Genomic DNA, 17,103 nt, shown 5'->3' on the forward strand with positions numbered 1-17,103 from the left:
ACAATTTGTCTCGAAGTGTGGTCGGGTTACTTGTCTTTTTCCATCTTTTTCGGAGCCTTTGCCAGCTCGGGCGGCTGTTTCTCCTTCCACTCGTCCAGCAAAGTCATGATCTGCTCCTTCATTTTGGCGGGAGTGGCCTCCTTGCCAAAATATTTCTCCAGTTCGGCCATCGAAATAATCACGCCGCGATCCTCCTTTTTCTTTTCGCTTAATATGCCGTCAATCACATCGCCGTTGAGCTTGCCTTCCTTATCCAGTTCCCGGAGCTGTTTCGCCTGGGCCAGAGAGGGGGACGCCTGTTCCCCGTCAATGGAAACGGCAATCAGCCTTTGATTTTTCGGCTTGATATAGGAAAGCTCCACCGCAGGCATGAAGCCCATCTTTTTATCGTCCACCTTATCCATGAGCTCCGGGACAAGGTGGTTAAGGCGCAGATACCGCATGACCTTTTTATAGTTCATGCCATGCGCCTCGCCCACGATTTCAACCGAGCGTTTCCCCACATCGCCCTCGGCCACATTTTTCAGCCGGGAGCCCTGGTGCTTGATGTCCTCTACCTCCAGATCCAAAAGGGCGGCCAGTTCGCTGGGGAGCGTCTGATCCCTCTGCTTGTTGCTGTCCTTCATGGCCTCCACCGCCTCGTGGTCGGTCATATCCCGGACAATAAAGGGCATTTCCTCCAGCCCAGCCAGCTCGCTGCCACGGCAGCGGCGATGGCCTGCCACAATCTCATAGCCGTTTCCGTCCTTTTCCGGGCGGGCAAGGCCGGGCACCATAACGCCGTTGAGCTTGATGGATGCCACGGTTTCCTGCATTTTGGCATCGTCCCGCACCTTGAACGGATGGGGACGGAATGTATGGAACGGATGGAGTTCGGAAAGTTTCAGATAGACCAGCTTTCCCTCCTCCACAGGACGGGGCGGCACAGCCGGCTCCGTCACACCTTGCTCCGGGGGAGCGGCCTCCTTTGCGGGCGTATCCTTTCCTGCATCCGGGGGAACAGGAGCTTCGGGAGCTTTCCCGCCACTTCGGGACAATTTGTCTCGTTGTGACGGCTGGGTCTTGTCGGGAGCCGCCTTGTCAGCCTTAGATGGGCGGCCCTTGCGGGGCCCGGCCTTTTTAGGCTCCTTTTCGGCCTCCGGCCCGGTGCGCTCCGTCTTATCAGACTTAGGGGGACGGCCCCGGCGCGGCTTTTCAGCTTTCTCGCTTTCAGCGGCAGGACGCTCCGGCGCAGAAGCCCCGGACTCCTGTTCACGGGATGCCTCTGCCTTTTCCACCTCGGCCCTGGCCGCCTGCCGCTTTTCCGCCATGAGCGCGTCAATCTGCTCCGCAGAGATTACCACATCGCCGGGCTCGGCAGGCCCGGCCTGTTCCGGCGGGTGTTCGGGAACGACGGCCTCCCCGTGGGCCGGATCACCCACAGCGGGCGCGGGGGCCTCTTCGGTTTTCTGCGCCTCGGGGCCCGTGTTCAGTTTTTCATCTGCCATTCACTAACCTCCTTTTCGTGAAAGTTGCACAATTTTGAGGATTAAATTTCTGTAATTATTTTTCTGCCTCCTTCCGGTCTATCCACGCAAAAAAGCCGCCCAAGATAGCACCTGGACGGCTTTCTGCGTAATGTGATAGATCAAATATTATTTTTTTCGGATTGCAGGCCCCGAAAAGCCTTGTATTTACAGTGTTCCTAATAAGAAACAATCATAGGTATGCCTTTTGAGTTTGCGATACTGGCAAAGGAGTGCCGAAGGCCGTGTAGAGTTAGTGGAGGCAGATCGTTTGCTTTTACGAACTTCGTAAAAAGATCAGAGGCATAATTTGGGCGGAGAGGCCGTCCGTCCTCATAGGTAAAGACGTAGCCGCTATCGTAGTAGCTGTCAGCTAGGATTTGCTTGTAATGGGCCTGTTTTTCTCTTTCTCGAAGGAGAGCATCTTCAACCGCAGGTGGCATATAAAGAAGTCGCTTCGAGCTCTCCGTCTTAGGAGCTTTAGTAACGATTTGAGTCCCAGCAGAAGTCCTGACCTCGACAATCTCGATTTTTTTGGCTTCAAAGTCGACGTGATACCAAGTTAGCCCAACGATCTCCTCTCTTCTAAGGCCAAGCAAGCCCGCAAGTTTAACCAAAACCTCTATTCTGGTTCCGTATGACAGCTTCAGGAGGGTCTGTAATTCCTCCAGAGAATAAAAATGTATTTCGGGCCGTTTTACTTTTGGAGGGTCCACACGATTGGCTGGGTTAGAAAGAATCAGACCTTGTTTCACGGCAACTCGAAAAGCGGCGTTCATGAGGTCGTGGTGCTTCCGTACGGTGTTAGAACTGATTTTTCCCCCACGGATCTTTTCCGCATAGTAGCGTTGCAGATGCTGTGGAGTCAGCTTTTGAAGTAAGATACCGCCAAGAGCTGGAGCGATATGGTTGTCGACCATTTTTTGATATGTATAAACAGTAGTAGACTCACGGCTGAGCTTGACAACATCATTTAACCAGGTTTGGAGCCACTGGCCTACGGTGATGTCTTTGGGCAAAACCATTTGCCCTACATCTCGGCTTGACTCATGTTTGCGGAGTTCTGATCTGGCCTGGGAAAGCCTGGAAAAGGTTTTCGTACGCTTGATCTGCTTGCCCGAGGTCGGATCGATTCCAAAATCAAAGTTCGCATAATATCTTTTGCGCTCACTGTCGTACGAAATATTGCGCTCGATTCTCTTTCGTGACATCGTATCCCTCCTTTGGAAGCTATTTTATCGCCTTACCTCAAAAAACTTTAGGACAGAAAAACGAAATTTTTGCTGTGGATGCCTTCCACCATTTTTTCTTTTGCACCAGGAGAGAAGGCCCTGAAAACCAGCATTTTAGCAGTCAATATCTACCACAGTATCTACCAAAATCATTAAATAACTTAAAAAAGTAAAAAATACCGTACATTTAGCTCTGTTAATCGAACTAAATGTACGGTATTGTGGTGGACCAAAAGAGACTTTATACGAACACCCAGCGGGAGCGTTGCTTTCTATGCTGTCCACAAGAGAGGCATCCAGCGGGACATCTACAAGGTTTTTCTTCCCAGTGATATTAAATTCGAGCTTGAAGTGGTCGTCGTAGAGATACGCGGCCACCAGGAAGGCGTCGAACAGCTTCGCCTGGTAGCTCTTGTTTTCGACGTCGCCGTTCCGATACAGGGACATCGCTGATATGATGTCGTCCCTGGAGTAGTCCAGGAGCGAGGCCTGTTCCTCGGCCAGCCGGGAGACAAGGATGGCCTGCTCCCGCTCCAGCTCCAGCAGCCGCTCCTTCGTGGTGGGGGTGATGATCCCCTGCTCGATGGCAGTCAGCAGGTTCTTCGTGGCCCGCTTATTGTCGGCGAGCTGGGCCTCCAGCGTCCCCACGCAGGTCTGCTCCCGATACTCACGGGCGAAGTTCATGGCGCTTTCTGCCAGCCATTCCAGGACGTCATCCCGCATGATGTAGTCGCGGATCGCCCGGGCGACCTCCCGCTCTATGGTGTCCCGGCGCACGGTGGCCTTATCGCAGGATTTCTCCATCCGCTTCTTCTGGCAGATGTAGTAGTAATGCAGTTTCCCGCTCTTGCCTGTCCCGGATATTCCGACCATCGGGCTCTTACAATGGCCGCAAAACAGCTTCCCGGTAAGCAGGTACTCCCCGTTTGTCCGGTGGCGGCCCTGTGGATTCTTCTTCGTTTTCAACACCTCCTGCACCCGAAGGAAAAGGCCCTTGTCCACGATCTGGGGGACGCCGCCCTCAATGCGGATGTCCCCGTAGATGTAGACGCCGGTGTATCGTTCGTTGGTGAGCAGGGCGTGGAAGCTGTTCTTCCCCCACTGGCCTCCCCTGCTGGTCTTTATGCCCCTGGCATTCAAATCTGCGGCGATGTCAACGAAAGGCTCCCCGCAGGCCACCCGGCCGAAGATCTCCCGGACGATCTCATCCTTCGGGGGATCGAGGGCGTACCGCATATCCTCGCCCTTCTTGTAACCGAGGGGGAGGCCGCCGTTTGCGATTTTGCACTTGGAAGCGTTGTCGTAAAGCCCGCGCTTGATGTCCTCGGCCATGTTCTCGGAATAGAACTGGTTGACGTTCATCATGGATCGGAGGGCGAAGCGGCCGGCCGCGGTGTCATCGAAGTCCTCCTCGGTGTAAAGCACCCGGATTCCAAGGTCGTTCAGCTTGGCCTCGTTCATCATGGCCTGAAGCATATTGCGGCCCATGCGGTTTGACTTCCAGGCGATTACATAGCGGAACTTCCCTTTTTCGGCATCGCGCATCATTCGCTGGAAGTCGGCGCGCCGGTCGGTCTTTCCTGTTATGGCCCGGTCGGAGTAGGTGGCGACGATGCGGATGCCCTGGCTCTTTGCATAGGCCAGGCACTCCTTGATCTGCTGCTCAATGCTGGCGTCTTTTTGGGAGTGGCTGCTGTATCTGGCATAGATGACGCCGTCCTCCTGCTCCTGGAGAGTAGCGCCCCTTTTCATGACCACCGGCGTCACCTCCTTCTACCGATAGCTTTCCTAAGACTGGCTTTAGAGGTTTAGATTTAGAACAGGTGTAGGTATAGGGATAGAGATAGAGAGTAGATATAGGCGCGTCGCGCGCGTGTGCGCGCGAGTATCCATACCCTATCCATACGGTATCGATAGCATACCTACAAGCCGAGCAACTGACGCTTCTTTGCGTCGAATTCCTCCTGAGTCAGAATTCCGTCATCCAGCAAACCTTTCAGCCCTCGGATTTCTTCGACCACAGATACAACCTTCGCTCCGGCGGCGGTATCATCGGCAGAACGCTGCCTCTCCTCATAGCTGGTGACATAATCCCGAAGCGCCAGCGCCGCCCCCAGATCCCGCTTTTGGTAAAAGAAGTTCTTTTCTGCTCCGATTGAAGCCCCGAAGCCAAAGCCGAGACTTACTCCGGCGGTCGCGGCCTGCGCCGTGCGGAACGTAACTGTCCCTTGACTTAATCCTCTGGGCTCTTTAAGCGCGAAAGACTGGATCTTGGAAATGGGGAAAATCTCCTCGCCGCGCTTCGTTGCAACAATCAGATTTTGCCCTTTTGCGTGGAGCGTAAAGCCGTTCATGCAGGGCAGGGTAATATCGTATTCCGACATATTCCATCCTCCCGCTTCATGTCGCGACTCAAAAAATCGCGTCGAAGTCCGTCATAAGTGATTTTATATCTTTTCCAGCAAAAATCTGTATGATTTGCTATAATGGTGACACTGCCGGCAGCAATTCAACTTGAAGGAGCTGACCAAACATGAAAGAAACTGAATACCAGGCTTGCTGTGAAATGGGTTTGGTCGCAAAGCGCGCCCTCCGTGCCGAGGGTGGCGACGGCGGCGAGGACTTTATTGCTTTCCTTCGGTATTGCTCTGGGAGGTTAAATAAAGGCGACTCAGTTCAAGCAATTTGGCGCGATTTTCAGAAGAAAGCGCAGTGAAAATCTTTACGATCTCTGCCAGCCCGTCATCATCCTTGGTGGCGGGCTGCTCTGTTTCTATCCAGCCCATCAAATAGGCCGGGGAAACCTGCAGGGCCTCAGCCAAGGGGCCGATGATGGATATGGGAAAGTTCTCAATATCATCGCTCTCATAGCGGTAGACGGTAGCCCGGTTTTTCCCGAGCCGAGCCGCCAGCTCGTCAACGGACATACCGAGCTCCTGGCGCTTTTGACGAATTCTGCTGCCGATTGTAGACATCTTGTAGCACCTCCTGCACGACCACCATTCTACCATTGAAATCGCATATTTGCAACACCAAAAGACGACTTTTATAAAATTTTTCGCGTCAAGCGCGAAAAATGTGTTGACAGGCCGGTGAGCAGGTGGTAATATGCAAGTGTCGCATGGGACGCGAATGAGAGGAGGTGCAACGATGAACGTCAATGTGAACAAGCTCAAGGGTAAAATCGTTGAAAACGGGATGACCGTCTCCGCCCTGGCTGAAAAAATCGGTGTTGACCGGGCCACGCTCTATCGGAAGTTAAGCAATAACGGGGAAACTATGCTCGTCAAGGACGCGAACGCCATTGTTTCCGCGCTGCATCTGACTGCCGAGGACGCGCTGGCGATTTTTTTTAGTCAGGTAGTCGCATAGCGTGCGACAAATGCGTGGAAAAGGGGTGATGATTTGTACCGAGAGCGGTCGACGGGCGGCGTGGCCCAGCTCGACTTCACGGTGACGGACATCCCGGAGCACGCCGTGAGGATCGCGGCGATGGCGGCCATTGAGCTTACCGAGAGCATCCTCAGGCAGCCGGGCGGCCGCGAAATGCTGGACGCGGAAACCGCGCGGCGAAAGGCGGCGAAGGCCGCAGGCCAAAAAAACGAAAGGAGCTGATATTCCCTCATGTATTTCAAAGTGTGCTCCCGCTGCGGTGCGCACCTCGACCCCGGAGAGCTGTGCGACTGCCGGGAGACAGAAAAAGAGGCCGCCCCCGCTGCCACGGGAACGACCTCACGCAAATGGACACAAGCCCAGTCTATCAGCCTGTCGGCTGGAAGTCAAGGGCTGGAGGTAATGCCATGCCGGACAATGAACTGAGAAGCCTCCGCATTGAGCTGGGTCTGCCGGCCCGCGACATGGTGGCCGTCGTCCAGGGGCTCTACCCCAAGTACGACAAGACTATGCAGAGCAAGTGCGAGAACGGCGATGACTACGGGATCTCCCTCCGACCGGACGCCATGAGGGCGCTGTATGAGAAGTTCGCCCCTGGCGGCACCAAGGCCAGCCGGCGGAAGAAAGACCGCCACCGGCTGACGGGCCGTATCACCTGCCGCCTGGAGGACGCCGATATGGAGGCGTTGCAACAGCGCATGAAAGCCGATGGATATGCCACCGCCCAGGAGCTCATGACCGCCCTGGTGCGCCAGTATCTTGCCGGGGAGGTGGAAGCGTGAACTATGACCTGCCGGATCACCCGGTCGTGCAAAACCTGGAGCGCACCGGCTACCCGGACGGAAAGGAGCCCCGCTACCCCCGCTGCCCCATCTGCGGCGAGGAGTGCGAAACCATCTACAAAGACCGATACGGCGCATACGTCGGCTGCGATGTGTGCGTGGAAACCAAGGACGCATGGGAAGCGGAAGGCTGCTTCCCCGAAGAGGAGTAGTAAATGCAGAACAATGAGAATCTTATCGTAGTCCGGCAGCTCCCTGTCATCGAAGACCAGCTCCGCCAGATCAAGCAGAATGTGGAGTTACGAGTCGGAGAGGCCCTTTCTATGGCCTGCACAGAGGAGACCAGGCAATCCGTGAAAGAGGCTCGCACTGTCCTTAACAGGGAGTTTGGCGAACTCGAAGCGCGGCGCAAGGAGGTCAAGGCGGCTATCATGGCTCCCTATGACGCCTTTGAGAAAGTCTACAAAGAGTGTGCTGCTGACATCTATCGTGATGCCGATGCCAAGCTGAAGGCTCGCATTGACGAGGTTGAGACCGGCCTGAAACGACAGAAGGCTGAAAAGGTTAAGGCCTACTTTGAAGAGTACCGGCAGAGCCTCGGAATCAGCGCAGAGTATGTTCCGTTCTATGCCGCAGGCATCAACATTACTCTCAGCGCATCCGAAAAATCACTCAAGACCGCGGCAAAGGCCTTTCTGGATCGAGTCAGCGGGGAGCTCAGAATCATCTCAACGCAGGAGCGAAGCGACGAAATCTTGGTCGAGTATCTCCGTGACCTCGATCTTCCTCGTGCTATCTCTACTGTTGACCGGCGACATAAGGCGATGGCGGCTGAGCGGGAGCGTAGACAAGCTACCGCAGAGCAAGCGGAAGCCCGTGATCAGGCAGCAAAAAAGGTCGAAGCCGTTGTTGCGGAGGAGCCCGTCATGGCACCGCCCGCTGCTGTGATGCCCCCCGAAGAAGAAAAGGAACACAATCAGATCTTCTCGACTGCGTTCAAGGTCACAGGAACCATCGACCAACTCCGTGCGCTGAAGCAATTTTTGACCGATGGAGGATTTGAATATGAGCAACTCTAATCGCCCACTCCCTGTGAGACAAAAACCGAAGTTTTCGGTTGCCATCACTACGGACGGCTACAAAAATCTTATCAACAACACCCTCGGCGATCCCGAGCGGTCTAAGCGGTTTGTGGCCTCCATCACCTCGGCTGTCGCCGTCAATCCCATGTTGCAGGATTGTGATGCCGGGACGATCCTTGCCGGCGCCCTGCTCGGCGAAAGCCTGAATCTCTCTCCCTCTCCTCAGCTCGGCCAGTATTATCTTGTCCCCTTTGAGTGCAAGGTCAAGGGGCCTGATGGCAAAAACCTGTGGGTGCTGGATGACGAGGGAAACCATGTGAAGGATGCCAACGGCAAGTGGCTGGCTGTCACCGAAAAGAAAGCCCAGTTCGTCCTTGGCTACAAAGGCTACATCCAGCTCGCCCTCCGTAGCGGCCACTATGCCGACCTCGATGTCATGGAGATCAAAGAGGGTGAGTATCTCGGCAAAGATCCCAACACCGGCAAGCCTCGCTTTAAGTTCGTTGAGGACGACGATGCCAGAGAGACCCTGCCCGTGATCGGCTACATGGCCTTTTTCGAGTACCTTAACGGCTTCCGCAAGGTCATTTTCTGGAGCAAGCAGAAAATGATGAGTCACGCAGATACCTATTCTCCCGCCTATTCCGCTGAGGCCCACAAGAAAATTATGGCCGGTGAGATCGCAGACAAGGATATGTGGAAATATTCCTCCTTCTGGTACAAGAACTTTGACGACATGGCAAAGAAGACCATGCTCCGTCAGCTTATCTCCCGGTGGGGCGTAATGTCTACCGAGCTCCAGAGGGCCTTTGTCCAGGACGCCAAATTCGCCGCCATCGGCGACGGCAACGAGATTGTCACCACCCCGGAGGAGATAGCTCAGCTCACTCAGCCCGAGGCGACAGAGGTCATCCCGCAGGTGGATCTGTCTGAACTGTAAGAGGGGCGGAACATGATCCCGTACCAAATCATTTCCACTGGCTCTCAGGGGAATGCCGTGGTCATAAACGGTTCCGTTCTCGTAGACTGCGGCGTTCCCTACAAAGCTGTAGAGCCGTTTGCCAAGTCGTTGAAGCTGGTGCTGTTGACCCACATTCACAGTGACCACTTCCGGCCGCCCACACTGCGAAAACTCTCTGCTGAGCGCCCTATGCTGCGTTTCGCCTGCTGTCGCTGGCTCGCTGCCCCTTTGGTTGAAGCAGAAGTACCGCCGCAGAACATCGACATCCTCTCGCCGGGTACGATGTACGGATACGGAATCTGCAACATTATCCCGGTCCGATTGACCCACAATGTGCCGAATTGCGGATACAAAATCCACTTTCCCGCGGGAAAGGTTTTCTATGCAACCGACACCAACAATCTCAATGGTATCACCGCGAGGCACTACGACCTCTACATGGTCGAGGCCAACTACGAGGACGAAATCATCCAAGCAAAGATAGCGGAGAAAAAGGCGGCTGGCAAATATGCCTATGAGGTACACGCCATGCGAAACCATCTGTCAAAGGCCAAGTGCGACAGCTTCATTTATCGCAATATCGGCCCGGGAGGAGAGTATGTCTATCTGCATTGCCATGTGGACGAGGAGGGTGAGGAATGCGAGGAAAACTGAAAGACCTGACCTTTGGCGCCCACGGCGAGCAGCACATCACCATTACTGTCACTCGTGACTTCCGAGGAGACTTCGATGCCATGAAGGATGTCGATGTCAATGTGGAAATCAAGAAATGGCGGGAGCCTCGGAGCAAAGACGCCAACGCCTATTTTCATGTACTCGTCAACAAGATCGCCGAGGCCCGGAGCCTCGGCGATGACGAGGTAAAGCGGTCGCTGGTGGTCGAGTATGGGGCTCTCGCCAAGGACGAGGATGGCAACACTCTGGGCGCAATGCTCCCAGTGTCGGCCAATATGGACGAGTTCTACCCCTACACCAGATGCTACAAGACTATGACTCTGGAGGGCAAGGAGTACCGTTGCTATCTGTTCTACAAGCGCACCCACACCCTCGATACCAAGGAGATGGCCCGTCTGATCGACGGCGCAATCTTTGAGGCCAAGGCCCTTGGCATCGACACCGATACCCCGGAGCAGCTGGCCCGGTACAAGGAGGACTGGAATAAGGAATGAGAAAAGTTTACTGCGACTACTGCGGCCGGCAGGCCGAGTATGTGGACAGCAAGGTCGTCTACGGCAAGAGCTACGGCATGATGTACCTCTGCCGGAATTGCATGGCCTACGTCGGCGTTCATAAGGGCACCGATAAGCCCTTGGGTCGGCTGGCCAACGCGGAGCTCCGCTACTGGAAGAAGCGGGCCCACGCCGTTTTCGATCCCCTGTGGCAGCGGGGCCGTTTCCGCGGCCACCGCAACGCGGCTTATGGCTGGCTGGCCCAGAAGATGGGCCTGCCCGTGGAGCAGACCCATATCGGAATGTTTGATGTGGCGCAGTGTCGCAAGGCCATCCATATCATCGAGAACGAAACGAGAGGAGGAAGCTCACATGGATGAAAAGAGAAGCCCCGAGGAGCTGCTGGCGCAGCTGTGCCTGGAGCCTGGCTTCGTGCTGGTGCCGCAGGATCGCTTTGAGGAGCTGGTGCGGGCCGAGGCGGAGCGCGACGTCCTGGAGGCCACGATCCTGGGCGAAAACAAGTATGCCGTCGGCACCGTTTTGGACTCCATCAAGAAAGCCCGGAACAAGGTGCTCCTGGGCAAGCCGGAGGTAGAGGGCGATGCTCAATAGAATCATCATCATGGGCCGGCTGACCCGCGACCCGGAGCTCCGCCATACCCAGAGCGGCACGGCCGTCGCCTCTTTCTCCCTGGCGGTCGACCGCGACTTCAAAAACCAGAACGGGGAGAAGGAGACCGACTTTATCGACGTGGTGGCCTGGCGCAATTCCGCGGAGTTCGTGTCCCGGTACTTCACCAAAGGCCGCATGGCCGTGGTGGAGGGGCGGCTGCAGATCCGTCCCTGGCAGGACCGGGACGGGAACAAGCGCCGCTCGGCTGAGGTCGTCGCCGACAACGTGTACTTCGGGGACTCCAAGAAGGACGGGGACGGAGGCGGGGGCTACCAGGGCGGTTACCCCCAGGACGCCTACGGCGGCGGGTATGGCGGAGGCTATGCACCGCCCCAGGCTGGGCGGTCTGGCCCGCCAGCCGGAGGCTATCCGCCATCCAACTACGGCGGTGGAGACTTCACGGAGCTGGGAGATGACGATGACGGGGAGCTCCCGTTCTGACCTGTGCGGGCCGTCCCTTTGGGCGGCGGCCCGCCACCAAAAGGAGGTGACGCAAGTGTGGCAAAGGGACGCCTTATCAGCACAAATTTCTGGATGGACGGCAAGGTGGAAGATGATTTCACGCCGGAGGACAAGTACGCATACCTCTGGTGCCTGACCAATCCTCACACCAACCTCTGCGGCTGTTACGAGGTCAGCATCAAGCAGATTGCCCATGAGCTGGGGTACAACACCGACACCGTGGAGCGGCTCTTGAAGCGGCTGGATGGGGCGCACAATGTCATCCGATACAGCGCCCCCACGAAGGAGCTCCTGGTGCTCAACTGGTATCGCTACAACTGGAACGCCTCGGAAAAGCTGGATAAGCCCCTGCTGGCCGAGATTCGGACGGTGAAGTGTGACAGCTTCAGGGAGTATCTGGCCGACCGCTACAACGAGCGGGACAGCGTGAGTGTCCCCTATGAATACTGGGCCGACCATCCGCCGGCGGGCAGCGAGCCACCTCCCCCACCCAGGAAAGGCGGCGACGGCGCCGAGACTACCCCGGAAAGGCAGGTGCGCCACAAGCGCGGCCAGTACGGATGGGTGCGCCTTACCGACGAGGAGATGGACCGCCTCACCCGCGACCTGGGGCCGGACGAGCTGGCCCGCTGCATTACCTATGTCGACGAGGCCGCCCAGACCACCGGCAATAAGAACAAGTGGAAGGACTGGAACCTCGTCATTCGGAAATGCAGCAAGGGGTGCTGGGGACTTGAGCGGACGCCGGCTCCAGCGGGCGGCACGAGGAAAAGCGCGTCCCAGGGCGCCGCGGAGGATCTGCGGGAGCTCCACGAGCTATTCGGCGAGGGGTGATGTTGTGACCAAGAAGGAAATGACGGAGATCTTCAGCGTCATGCTCCTTGCGTGGCCCAACGCTGAAATGTTCAAGGGCGGCGTCGCCAAACTGGGGCCGACCATCGAGCTCTGGACAGCCTGCCTCTCTGATGTGGACTTCTGGCTGGGCCAGCAGGCTGTTATCCGGCTATGCCGCGAGTGCAAATTCCCGCCCTCTATCGCAGAGTTCAAGGAAAAGGCAGACAACGTCCAGCAGGAAATCAGGTCGCGCATCGACCTGGAGTGGAACGATATCAAGTTCTCCCGCTTGCTGGATAAGTCGCCGCAGGAATGGTATCAAAGGCTACCCCCAAACAGCGATGTTAAGGCCGTGATTGACGCCCTGGGCGGCGTGGAGAAGTTCGCCACCAAGGGAGAAGGGGGCTGGAACTACTACGAGTTCCGGGATATGTACGAAAAGCTGATACGAAAAGAAGTGCCCGGGGCGGTGGCGCGGCTGACCTCCGGGAAAAAGAAGGAGTTGAGTCCATGAGAACGAGAAAAAGCTACCGCCGCCGGGCCTGGGCGCAACGCATCGCGCTGGTGCTGCTCCTGGCGGTCGTTGCAACGCTGGTAATCGCCCGTATATGGGCGGAGCCGGTGGCGGGCGAGGTATCTACCACCCCGGAGGTAGCGCCCCAGGAAACGGCTGTATTGCGGCCGGAGCCTACCTATGTCGTGGAGGCCATCCCGACCCCGGAGCCGACGCCGATGGTAGTGGCCCGATATGCGGATGTCACCATGACCGAGGCAGAGCGCGACGAGCTGGCGGCGATCATCTACCTGGAGGCTCGTGGAGAGCCGGCCGAGGGACAGCAGGCGGTGGCCGAGGTCGTCTTGAACAGGGTGGTTTCCCCGGACTTCCCGGACAGTGTGAGCGAGGTGCTGCACCAGGGGGAGGGTACTGCGGTGCCACAGTTCTCCACCATCGGCCTCCTGTCTGCGGCCGAGCCGGGACAGGCCCAGTATGACGCCATCGACGCGGCGCTGTACGGCCCGTCCATCCTGCCGGTCGATGTGGTGTTCTTCTCCCGGAACGGAGAGAATGACCGGGTGTGGGGCAAGATCGGCGGCCATGTGTTCTGTTATGCCTATGTCTGGGGGTGAGTTCATGAGAGCAAAGAAATTCCGAACTATCTGCGGGATCGTGGCCTGTGCCGGATTATTCCTCATGCTTGGGGCGGCCGGCGGAAGCGATACCGGCACCCTTGACCTCCGGGAAATCTTTTGGATGACGCTCCTGGGGCTTGGGCTTTTCGCCGGCGGATGTTATCTGGGAGGCTACATCGAATGACCAAGGAAAAGGACCCCCGCCGCCAGCTGATGGGGAAAATCAGCAAGGCCAAGGGCAAGCACTTCGAGGAGCGCCTGGACGCCTCCTTTGCCTACTACCGCGACCGTGGGTACGCCATCATCGAAAAGACTCCCGAGCCCATGCGCCCGACGAAGAACCTGGGCAACGGAAAGTTCATCGCTTTCTTCGAGAAGAAGGCCCAGCCCGACTACAAGGGGACCATCAAGGGCGGCCGAACTGTCATGTTCGAGGCGAAATTCACGGCGAAGGACCGGATGGAGCAGGACCGCGTGGAGCGGGAGCAGGGCGAGTACCTGGACCGGCACGAGCGCCTGGGGGCGCGGTGCTATGTTCTGGCCGGCTTCGGCTCCGGCGAAGTCTACCGCATCCCCTGGCCCGCATGGAGGGCCATGAAAGAGCTTTTCGGCCGCAAGTACGTCACTGAGGCCGACCTGGAGCAATACCGAGTACATACGGCGTGGAACGCCACGCTGCAGCTGCTCGACTGAAAGAAAGGAGATTACTATGAGCGAGATTTCCATGTACGAGGCCCAAAAGAAGAAGCTGCAGGGCCTCTGCGACGAGCACGACCTTGTTTTCCGCTTCATCAAAGACCGCTACCCCATCACCCTCACCATCAAGCCTGTGCAGGGCATGGACGCACAGATTTCCATGCTGGAGAATGTCGAGGAGGTCGGCTATCGGAGCCCGGATGCCTCCATGACCTGGATCTTCGAGGACGGGGTGCTGGAGACGAAGGTCACCGGCGGCACCTTCACCATCAGCAAGACCCTCCGGGGGAAAATCGAGAACGTCCTGGTGAAGATGATCGCTTACTGGCAGCAGTACTTCTTCCGGGATGTGATGGAGAAGAACGCCCTGCGCCCCGGCGTAATGCCCGTCATCGACGAGGACGAGGCCGACGACAGCGAGGCCCCGCCCATGCCGGAGGGCGCCGAGCCCCTGGAGGAATACGAAGACGACGGCGAGATCCCCGGGGACGAGGAGCTCGACGAGGATGGCCCGGACATCCAGGAGGCTACCCGCATCGTCCGGGGCGAGAACAAGGCCTCCACGGCCCTCTTGCAGCGGCGCATGAACATCGGCTATGCCAAGGCTGCCCGCCTCCTGGATGCTTTGGAGCGCCTGGGCGTGGTCGGCCCCTACAATGGCTCCGACCCGCGAGAGGTGCTCCCCAGCGACCTCCCCGATGACGATGACGGCGAGGAGGGCGAGAGCGATGATGAGGCGTGAGGACTACAAAGCCGTGAAACACATGGACAAGACCCAGATGGAGAAATATCTCCAGACGGTCTACCAGCGCGGCTTCGATGCGGGCGTCAAGTCTGTCATCGCCAAGACCAAGGCTGCCATCCAGGCGAAGGCCACCAGCAGCGTGCCGGAAGCGGAGGGGTAAGCCATGGGAAAGGCCATCCGTCTCCGTGGTGAGTGCCAAAAGAATATCGTCAAGTTGCTGGACGGCTTGTGCGGCCGCTACTCCAGGTGGGAAGTGTGGCAGGACTTCATCATCATGTCCGCCATCAGCATCGCGAACGTCCTGGGTGGCCCTCACCGAGAGGCCCGCGAGCGCGAGTACATGGAGCACGCTTCCCGGTACTCCTCGAAGGAGCTGGAGGTATTCGCGCAGATGCTGGCGGAGGTGGCTATGGAAATGGAGCGAGAGCCCGACCAAGACCTCCTCGGGGAGCTGTTTATGGCCCTCGGCCTCAGCAACGAGTGGAAGGGGCAGTTCTTTACCCCATACTCCGTGTGCCGGGCGATGTCCGGCATGACCTACAGCGACGATCTCAAGGCGCGCATCGAGCAGAGGGGATGGGTGGCCGTCAATGACCCGGCCTGCGGCGCAGGGGCCCTGCTGATTGCCTTTGCCAACGAGTGCCGCCGCCCTGGAAACGACATCAACTTCCAGACGTCGGTGCTGTTCGTGGCCCAGGACATCGACTTCCTGGCCGGGATGATGTGCTATATCCAGCTGAGCCTTATGGGCTGCCCTGGGTATGTGGTCATAGACGACAGCATCTCTCACCCCATAACGGGGATTGACCCTCGCGGACTCATTCCTCGCGACGGCCCAAATGTCTGGTACACACCCATGTACTTCCGGGACGTTTGGCACTGGCGCCGGCTGTGGGTGCAGATGGATTGCTTACTGTTCACGGCGGCTCCGAAAGGCCAGGCGGAAACGCCGGCCCCGGAGCCGCCAGGCACAAATGGGCCTGCCCTGTCCGAGGGCAAGGGCGGCCAGCTGACACTGTTTTGATGGGAGGGATGAAAATGCACGCATCGCCGCCGCTTGGGAAAAGGACGTGGACGGCGGAGGAAGAAAACTATCTCCGGGAGAGCTGGGGCACCGTAACGGTCGACGGGATATGCCGCCACTTGAACCGCACCAAAAACGCCATTCTGGTAAGGGTAAACCGGCTGGGGCTTCCGCCCTACCTGGAGAGCGGAGAGTACATCACCCTGCACCAGCTGTCCCGCGCGCTCGGCTTCGGGGCGTCGTCGGATAAGTATTTTCTGAAAAGCTGGGTGGAAAACCGGGGCTTCCCCCTGCATTACAAGCGGCGGGGGACGACGACGATCCGCGCGGTCTACTTAGACGAGTTCTGGGCATGGGCCGAGAAAAACCGCTCTTTCCTGGATTTCTCCAAGATGGAGCCCCTGGCGCTGGGCGCGGAGCCGGACTGGCTACCAGAGCAGCGCCGGAAAGACCATGAGGCCTATGCGCTCCAGAGGAAAGACCTGTGGACACCTGCGGAAGACTCCCGCCTCAAAATGCTGGTCAGCCAGCACAGATATTCGTATGCCGAGATTTCCGACATGATGCACCGCTCCCACGGGGCGATTTCCCGCCGCTGCCGCGACCTTGGTATTAAAGACCGCCCTGTGGCAATGGAGTTGACCGGGAAGCGTGGCACCTGGACGCCGGATGACTTTAAAGCCCTGGCCGATGGAATTCGGAACGGCGACAGCTACGCCGCCATCGGAAAAGCTGTGGGCCGGTCGGAGAAATGCGTCCGCTCCAAGGTCTACAACGACTACCTGACCGAAAACATGGACAAGGTGCGTGAAATGCTCGGTGACGGGCCCTGGGGATCTGGAGCCCCGGAGGTGGACGTCAAACACGGCTTCTACATCTCGCGCACCAGGCAGCAGGTCCGGCGCGACCTCTCCGCACTGGCGGCACTGCTCCGCAAGAGGATGAACGACCTCGGCTATGACCCCTACTGGCAGCGGTTTATGTGCATGAACTGGGATGACATCGGCGGGTGTTCCGCCGGGTGCAAAGATTGCGATTCCTGCACGGAGTTCCGCCGCATACCCCCGCAATACTGCGCTCGCTGCGGAGCCACCTTCTATGAGCGCAAGGAAAATCGCTTCTGTTCAGACTGCCGCACCGCCAGAAAGAAACAGGCCCAGCGCCGGTGGTGCCGCATGAACGGATATACCCGAAAGGAGGCGTGAGATGTTCTTCCTGGAGAGAAAAGAGCCGGTCGCCATGCCGAATGTCCTCGGAAACACCAGCCAGCCGGTCCACACATACCGATGGAAAGCGATATATACCTGCCCGGAGCGGTGGCCCCTGGAGGCGCTTCTGAGGCACATGGACCCCAAGACGCACCGCATCACATCAAATTCCCCGGCCGAGGGATAAGTCGACCAACGAAAGGAGC

The 17,103-nt window shown here is 57.7% G+C and carries 27 protein-coding genes; 22 read left to right on the forward strand and 5 right to left on the reverse strand.

Translation table 11 applies throughout. From position 1 onward, the window contains the following. Window positions 1–26: 26 nt before the first annotated feature. The 5 genes from B5E43_RS06175 to B5E43_RS06195 form a co-directional block, all read right to left on the reverse strand. On the reverse strand, window positions 27–1,487 hold the full coding sequence (locus B5E43_RS06175) for a ParB/RepB/Spo0J family partition protein (RefSeq protein WP_087394671.1): 1,461 nt from the start codon (window positions 1,485–1,487) through the stop codon (window positions 27–29). Window positions 1,488–1,684: 197 nt separating this feature from the next. Beyond that, the gene (locus tag B5E43_RS06180) at window positions 1,685–2,716 is read right to left on the reverse strand and encodes a tyrosine-type recombinase/integrase (RefSeq protein WP_087394674.1); all 1,032 of its coding nucleotides are present in this window, start codon (window positions 2,714–2,716) and stop codon (window positions 1,685–1,687) included. 135 nt (window positions 2,717–2,851) lie between these two features. Further along, window positions 2,852–4,489, reverse strand: coding sequence for a recombinase family protein (locus tag B5E43_RS06185; RefSeq protein WP_242964742.1), 1,638 nt, complete (start codon window positions 4,487–4,489; stop codon window positions 2,852–2,854). 170 nt (window positions 4,490–4,659) lie between these two features. After that, window positions 4,660–5,121, reverse strand: a complete 462-nt coding sequence (locus B5E43_RS06190) for an SHOCT domain-containing protein (RefSeq protein ID WP_087394677.1) — start codon at window positions 5,119–5,121, stop codon at window positions 4,660–4,662. 240 nt (window positions 5,122–5,361) lie between these two features. Continuing rightward, window positions 5,362–5,712, reverse strand: a complete 351-nt coding sequence (locus tag B5E43_RS06195) for a helix-turn-helix domain-containing protein (RefSeq protein WP_087394678.1) — start codon at window positions 5,710–5,712, stop codon at window positions 5,362–5,364. Window positions 5,713–5,887: 175 nt separating this feature from the next. Between B5E43_RS06195 and B5E43_RS06200 the strand changes: the two genes are divergently transcribed. From B5E43_RS06200 to B5E43_RS15065, 22 genes are read left to right on the forward strand one after another with little or no spacing between them, the layout of a single operon-like run. Beyond that, the gene (locus B5E43_RS06200) at window positions 5,888–6,109 is read left to right on the forward strand and encodes a helix-turn-helix domain-containing protein (RefSeq protein ID WP_087394680.1); all 222 of its coding nucleotides are present in this window, start codon (window positions 5,888–5,890) and stop codon (window positions 6,107–6,109) included. 60 nt (window positions 6,110–6,169) lie between these two features. Continuing rightward, a complete protein-coding gene (locus B5E43_RS06205; protein WP_158098977.1) occupies window positions 6,170–6,352 on the forward strand; it encodes a hypothetical protein in 183 nt (60 codons plus the stop codon). A gap of 9 nt (window positions 6,353–6,361) precedes the next feature. Next, on the forward strand, window positions 6,362–6,556 hold the full coding sequence (locus B5E43_RS14875) for a hypothetical protein (RefSeq protein ID WP_143382962.1): 195 nt from the start codon (window positions 6,362–6,364) through the stop codon (window positions 6,554–6,556). After that, complete coding sequence (locus tag B5E43_RS06210; RefSeq protein ID WP_087394684.1) at window positions 6,538–6,912, forward strand: hypothetical protein; 375 nt, start codon at window positions 6,538–6,540, stop codon at window positions 6,910–6,912. The genes B5E43_RS14875 and B5E43_RS06210 overlap by 19 nt, the downstream gene beginning before the upstream one ends. After that, the gene (locus B5E43_RS06215) at window positions 6,909–7,124 is read left to right on the forward strand and encodes a hypothetical protein (RefSeq protein ID WP_087394686.1); all 216 of its coding nucleotides are present in this window, start codon (window positions 6,909–6,911) and stop codon (window positions 7,122–7,124) included. Before B5E43_RS06210 ends, B5E43_RS06215 begins: the two co-directional genes overlap by 4 nt. 3 nt (window positions 7,125–7,127) lie before the next feature. Continuing rightward, window positions 7,128–7,991, forward strand: coding sequence for a DUF1351 domain-containing protein (locus tag B5E43_RS06220; protein ID WP_087394688.1), 864 nt, complete (start codon window positions 7,128–7,130; stop codon window positions 7,989–7,991). Beyond that, window positions 7,978–8,934: a recombinase RecT gene (locus B5E43_RS06225; RefSeq protein ID WP_087394690.1), complete on the forward strand. Its 957-nt coding sequence runs from the start codon at window positions 7,978–7,980 to the stop codon at window positions 8,932–8,934. The genes B5E43_RS06220 and B5E43_RS06225 overlap by 14 nt, the downstream gene beginning before the upstream one ends. A gap of 12 nt (window positions 8,935–8,946) precedes the next feature. Then, window positions 8,947–9,609: an MBL fold metallo-hydrolase gene (locus B5E43_RS06230; protein ID WP_087394692.1), complete on the forward strand. Its 663-nt coding sequence runs from the start codon at window positions 8,947–8,949 to the stop codon at window positions 9,607–9,609. Then, window positions 9,594–10,124: a hypothetical protein gene (locus tag B5E43_RS06235; protein ID WP_087394695.1), complete on the forward strand. Its 531-nt coding sequence runs from the start codon at window positions 9,594–9,596 to the stop codon at window positions 10,122–10,124. The genes B5E43_RS06230 and B5E43_RS06235 overlap by 16 nt, the downstream gene beginning before the upstream one ends. After that, a complete protein-coding gene (locus B5E43_RS06240) occupies window positions 10,121–10,504 on the forward strand; it encodes a DUF3268 family zinc-finger domain-containing protein (protein WP_087394697.1) in 384 nt (127 codons plus the stop codon). The genes B5E43_RS06235 and B5E43_RS06240 overlap by 4 nt, the downstream gene beginning before the upstream one ends. Next, a complete protein-coding gene (locus tag B5E43_RS06245; RefSeq protein WP_087394699.1) occupies window positions 10,497–10,736 on the forward strand; it encodes a hypothetical protein in 240 nt (79 codons plus the stop codon). The genes B5E43_RS06240 and B5E43_RS06245 overlap by 8 nt, the downstream gene beginning before the upstream one ends. After that, window positions 10,726–11,238, forward strand: coding sequence for a single-stranded DNA-binding protein (gene ssb, locus B5E43_RS06250; RefSeq protein ID WP_087394701.1), 513 nt, complete (start codon window positions 10,726–10,728; stop codon window positions 11,236–11,238). The genes B5E43_RS06245 and ssb overlap by 11 nt, the downstream gene beginning before the upstream one ends. A 57-nt stretch (window positions 11,239–11,295) precedes the next feature. Beyond that, the gene (locus B5E43_RS06255) at window positions 11,296–12,093 is read left to right on the forward strand and encodes a hypothetical protein (protein WP_087394703.1); all 798 of its coding nucleotides are present in this window, start codon (window positions 11,296–11,298) and stop codon (window positions 12,091–12,093) included. Window positions 12,094–12,097: 4 nt separating this feature from the next. Then, window positions 12,098–12,607: a replicative helicase loader/inhibitor gene (locus tag B5E43_RS06260; protein WP_087394705.1), complete on the forward strand. Its 510-nt coding sequence runs from the start codon at window positions 12,098–12,100 to the stop codon at window positions 12,605–12,607. Continuing rightward, complete coding sequence (locus B5E43_RS06265) at window positions 12,604–13,221, forward strand: cell wall hydrolase (protein WP_087394707.1); 618 nt, start codon at window positions 12,604–12,606, stop codon at window positions 13,219–13,221. Before B5E43_RS06260 ends, B5E43_RS06265 begins: the two co-directional genes overlap by 4 nt. Before the next feature lie 4 nt (window positions 13,222–13,225). Further along, the gene (locus tag B5E43_RS06270; RefSeq protein ID WP_087394709.1) at window positions 13,226–13,408 is read left to right on the forward strand and encodes a hypothetical protein; all 183 of its coding nucleotides are present in this window, start codon (window positions 13,226–13,228) and stop codon (window positions 13,406–13,408) included. Then, the gene (locus B5E43_RS06275; RefSeq protein WP_087394711.1) at window positions 13,405–13,917 is read left to right on the forward strand and encodes a Holliday junction resolvase RecU; all 513 of its coding nucleotides are present in this window, start codon (window positions 13,405–13,407) and stop codon (window positions 13,915–13,917) included. Before B5E43_RS06270 ends, B5E43_RS06275 begins: the two co-directional genes overlap by 4 nt. A 16-nt stretch (window positions 13,918–13,933) precedes the next feature. Continuing rightward, a complete protein-coding gene (locus B5E43_RS15640; RefSeq protein ID WP_087394713.1) occupies window positions 13,934–14,662 on the forward strand; it encodes a DNA translocase FtsK in 729 nt (242 codons plus the stop codon). Then, window positions 14,649–14,825, forward strand: a complete 177-nt coding sequence (locus tag B5E43_RS15060; protein WP_158098978.1) for a hypothetical protein — start codon at window positions 14,649–14,651, stop codon at window positions 14,823–14,825. Before B5E43_RS15640 ends, B5E43_RS15060 begins: the two co-directional genes overlap by 14 nt. Window positions 14,826–14,828: 3 nt before the next feature. Then, window positions 14,829–15,689, forward strand: coding sequence for an N-6 DNA methylase (locus B5E43_RS06285; protein WP_087394715.1), 861 nt, complete (start codon window positions 14,829–14,831; stop codon window positions 15,687–15,689). A gap of 8 nt (window positions 15,690–15,697) precedes the next feature. After that, window positions 15,698–16,894, forward strand: coding sequence for a hypothetical protein (locus B5E43_RS06290; RefSeq protein WP_242964730.1), 1,197 nt, complete (start codon window positions 15,698–15,700; stop codon window positions 16,892–16,894). 1 nt (window position 16,895) lies between these two features. Further along, window positions 16,896–17,084, forward strand: coding sequence for a hypothetical protein (locus B5E43_RS15065; RefSeq protein ID WP_158098979.1), 189 nt, complete (start codon window positions 16,896–16,898; stop codon window positions 17,082–17,084). The last annotated feature ends 19 nt before the right edge of the window (window positions 17,085–17,103 follow it).

The organism is Flavonifractor sp. An100, from assembly GCF_002161175.1.
Lineage (GTDB): Bacteria > Bacillota > Clostridia > Oscillospirales > Oscillospiraceae > Lawsonibacter.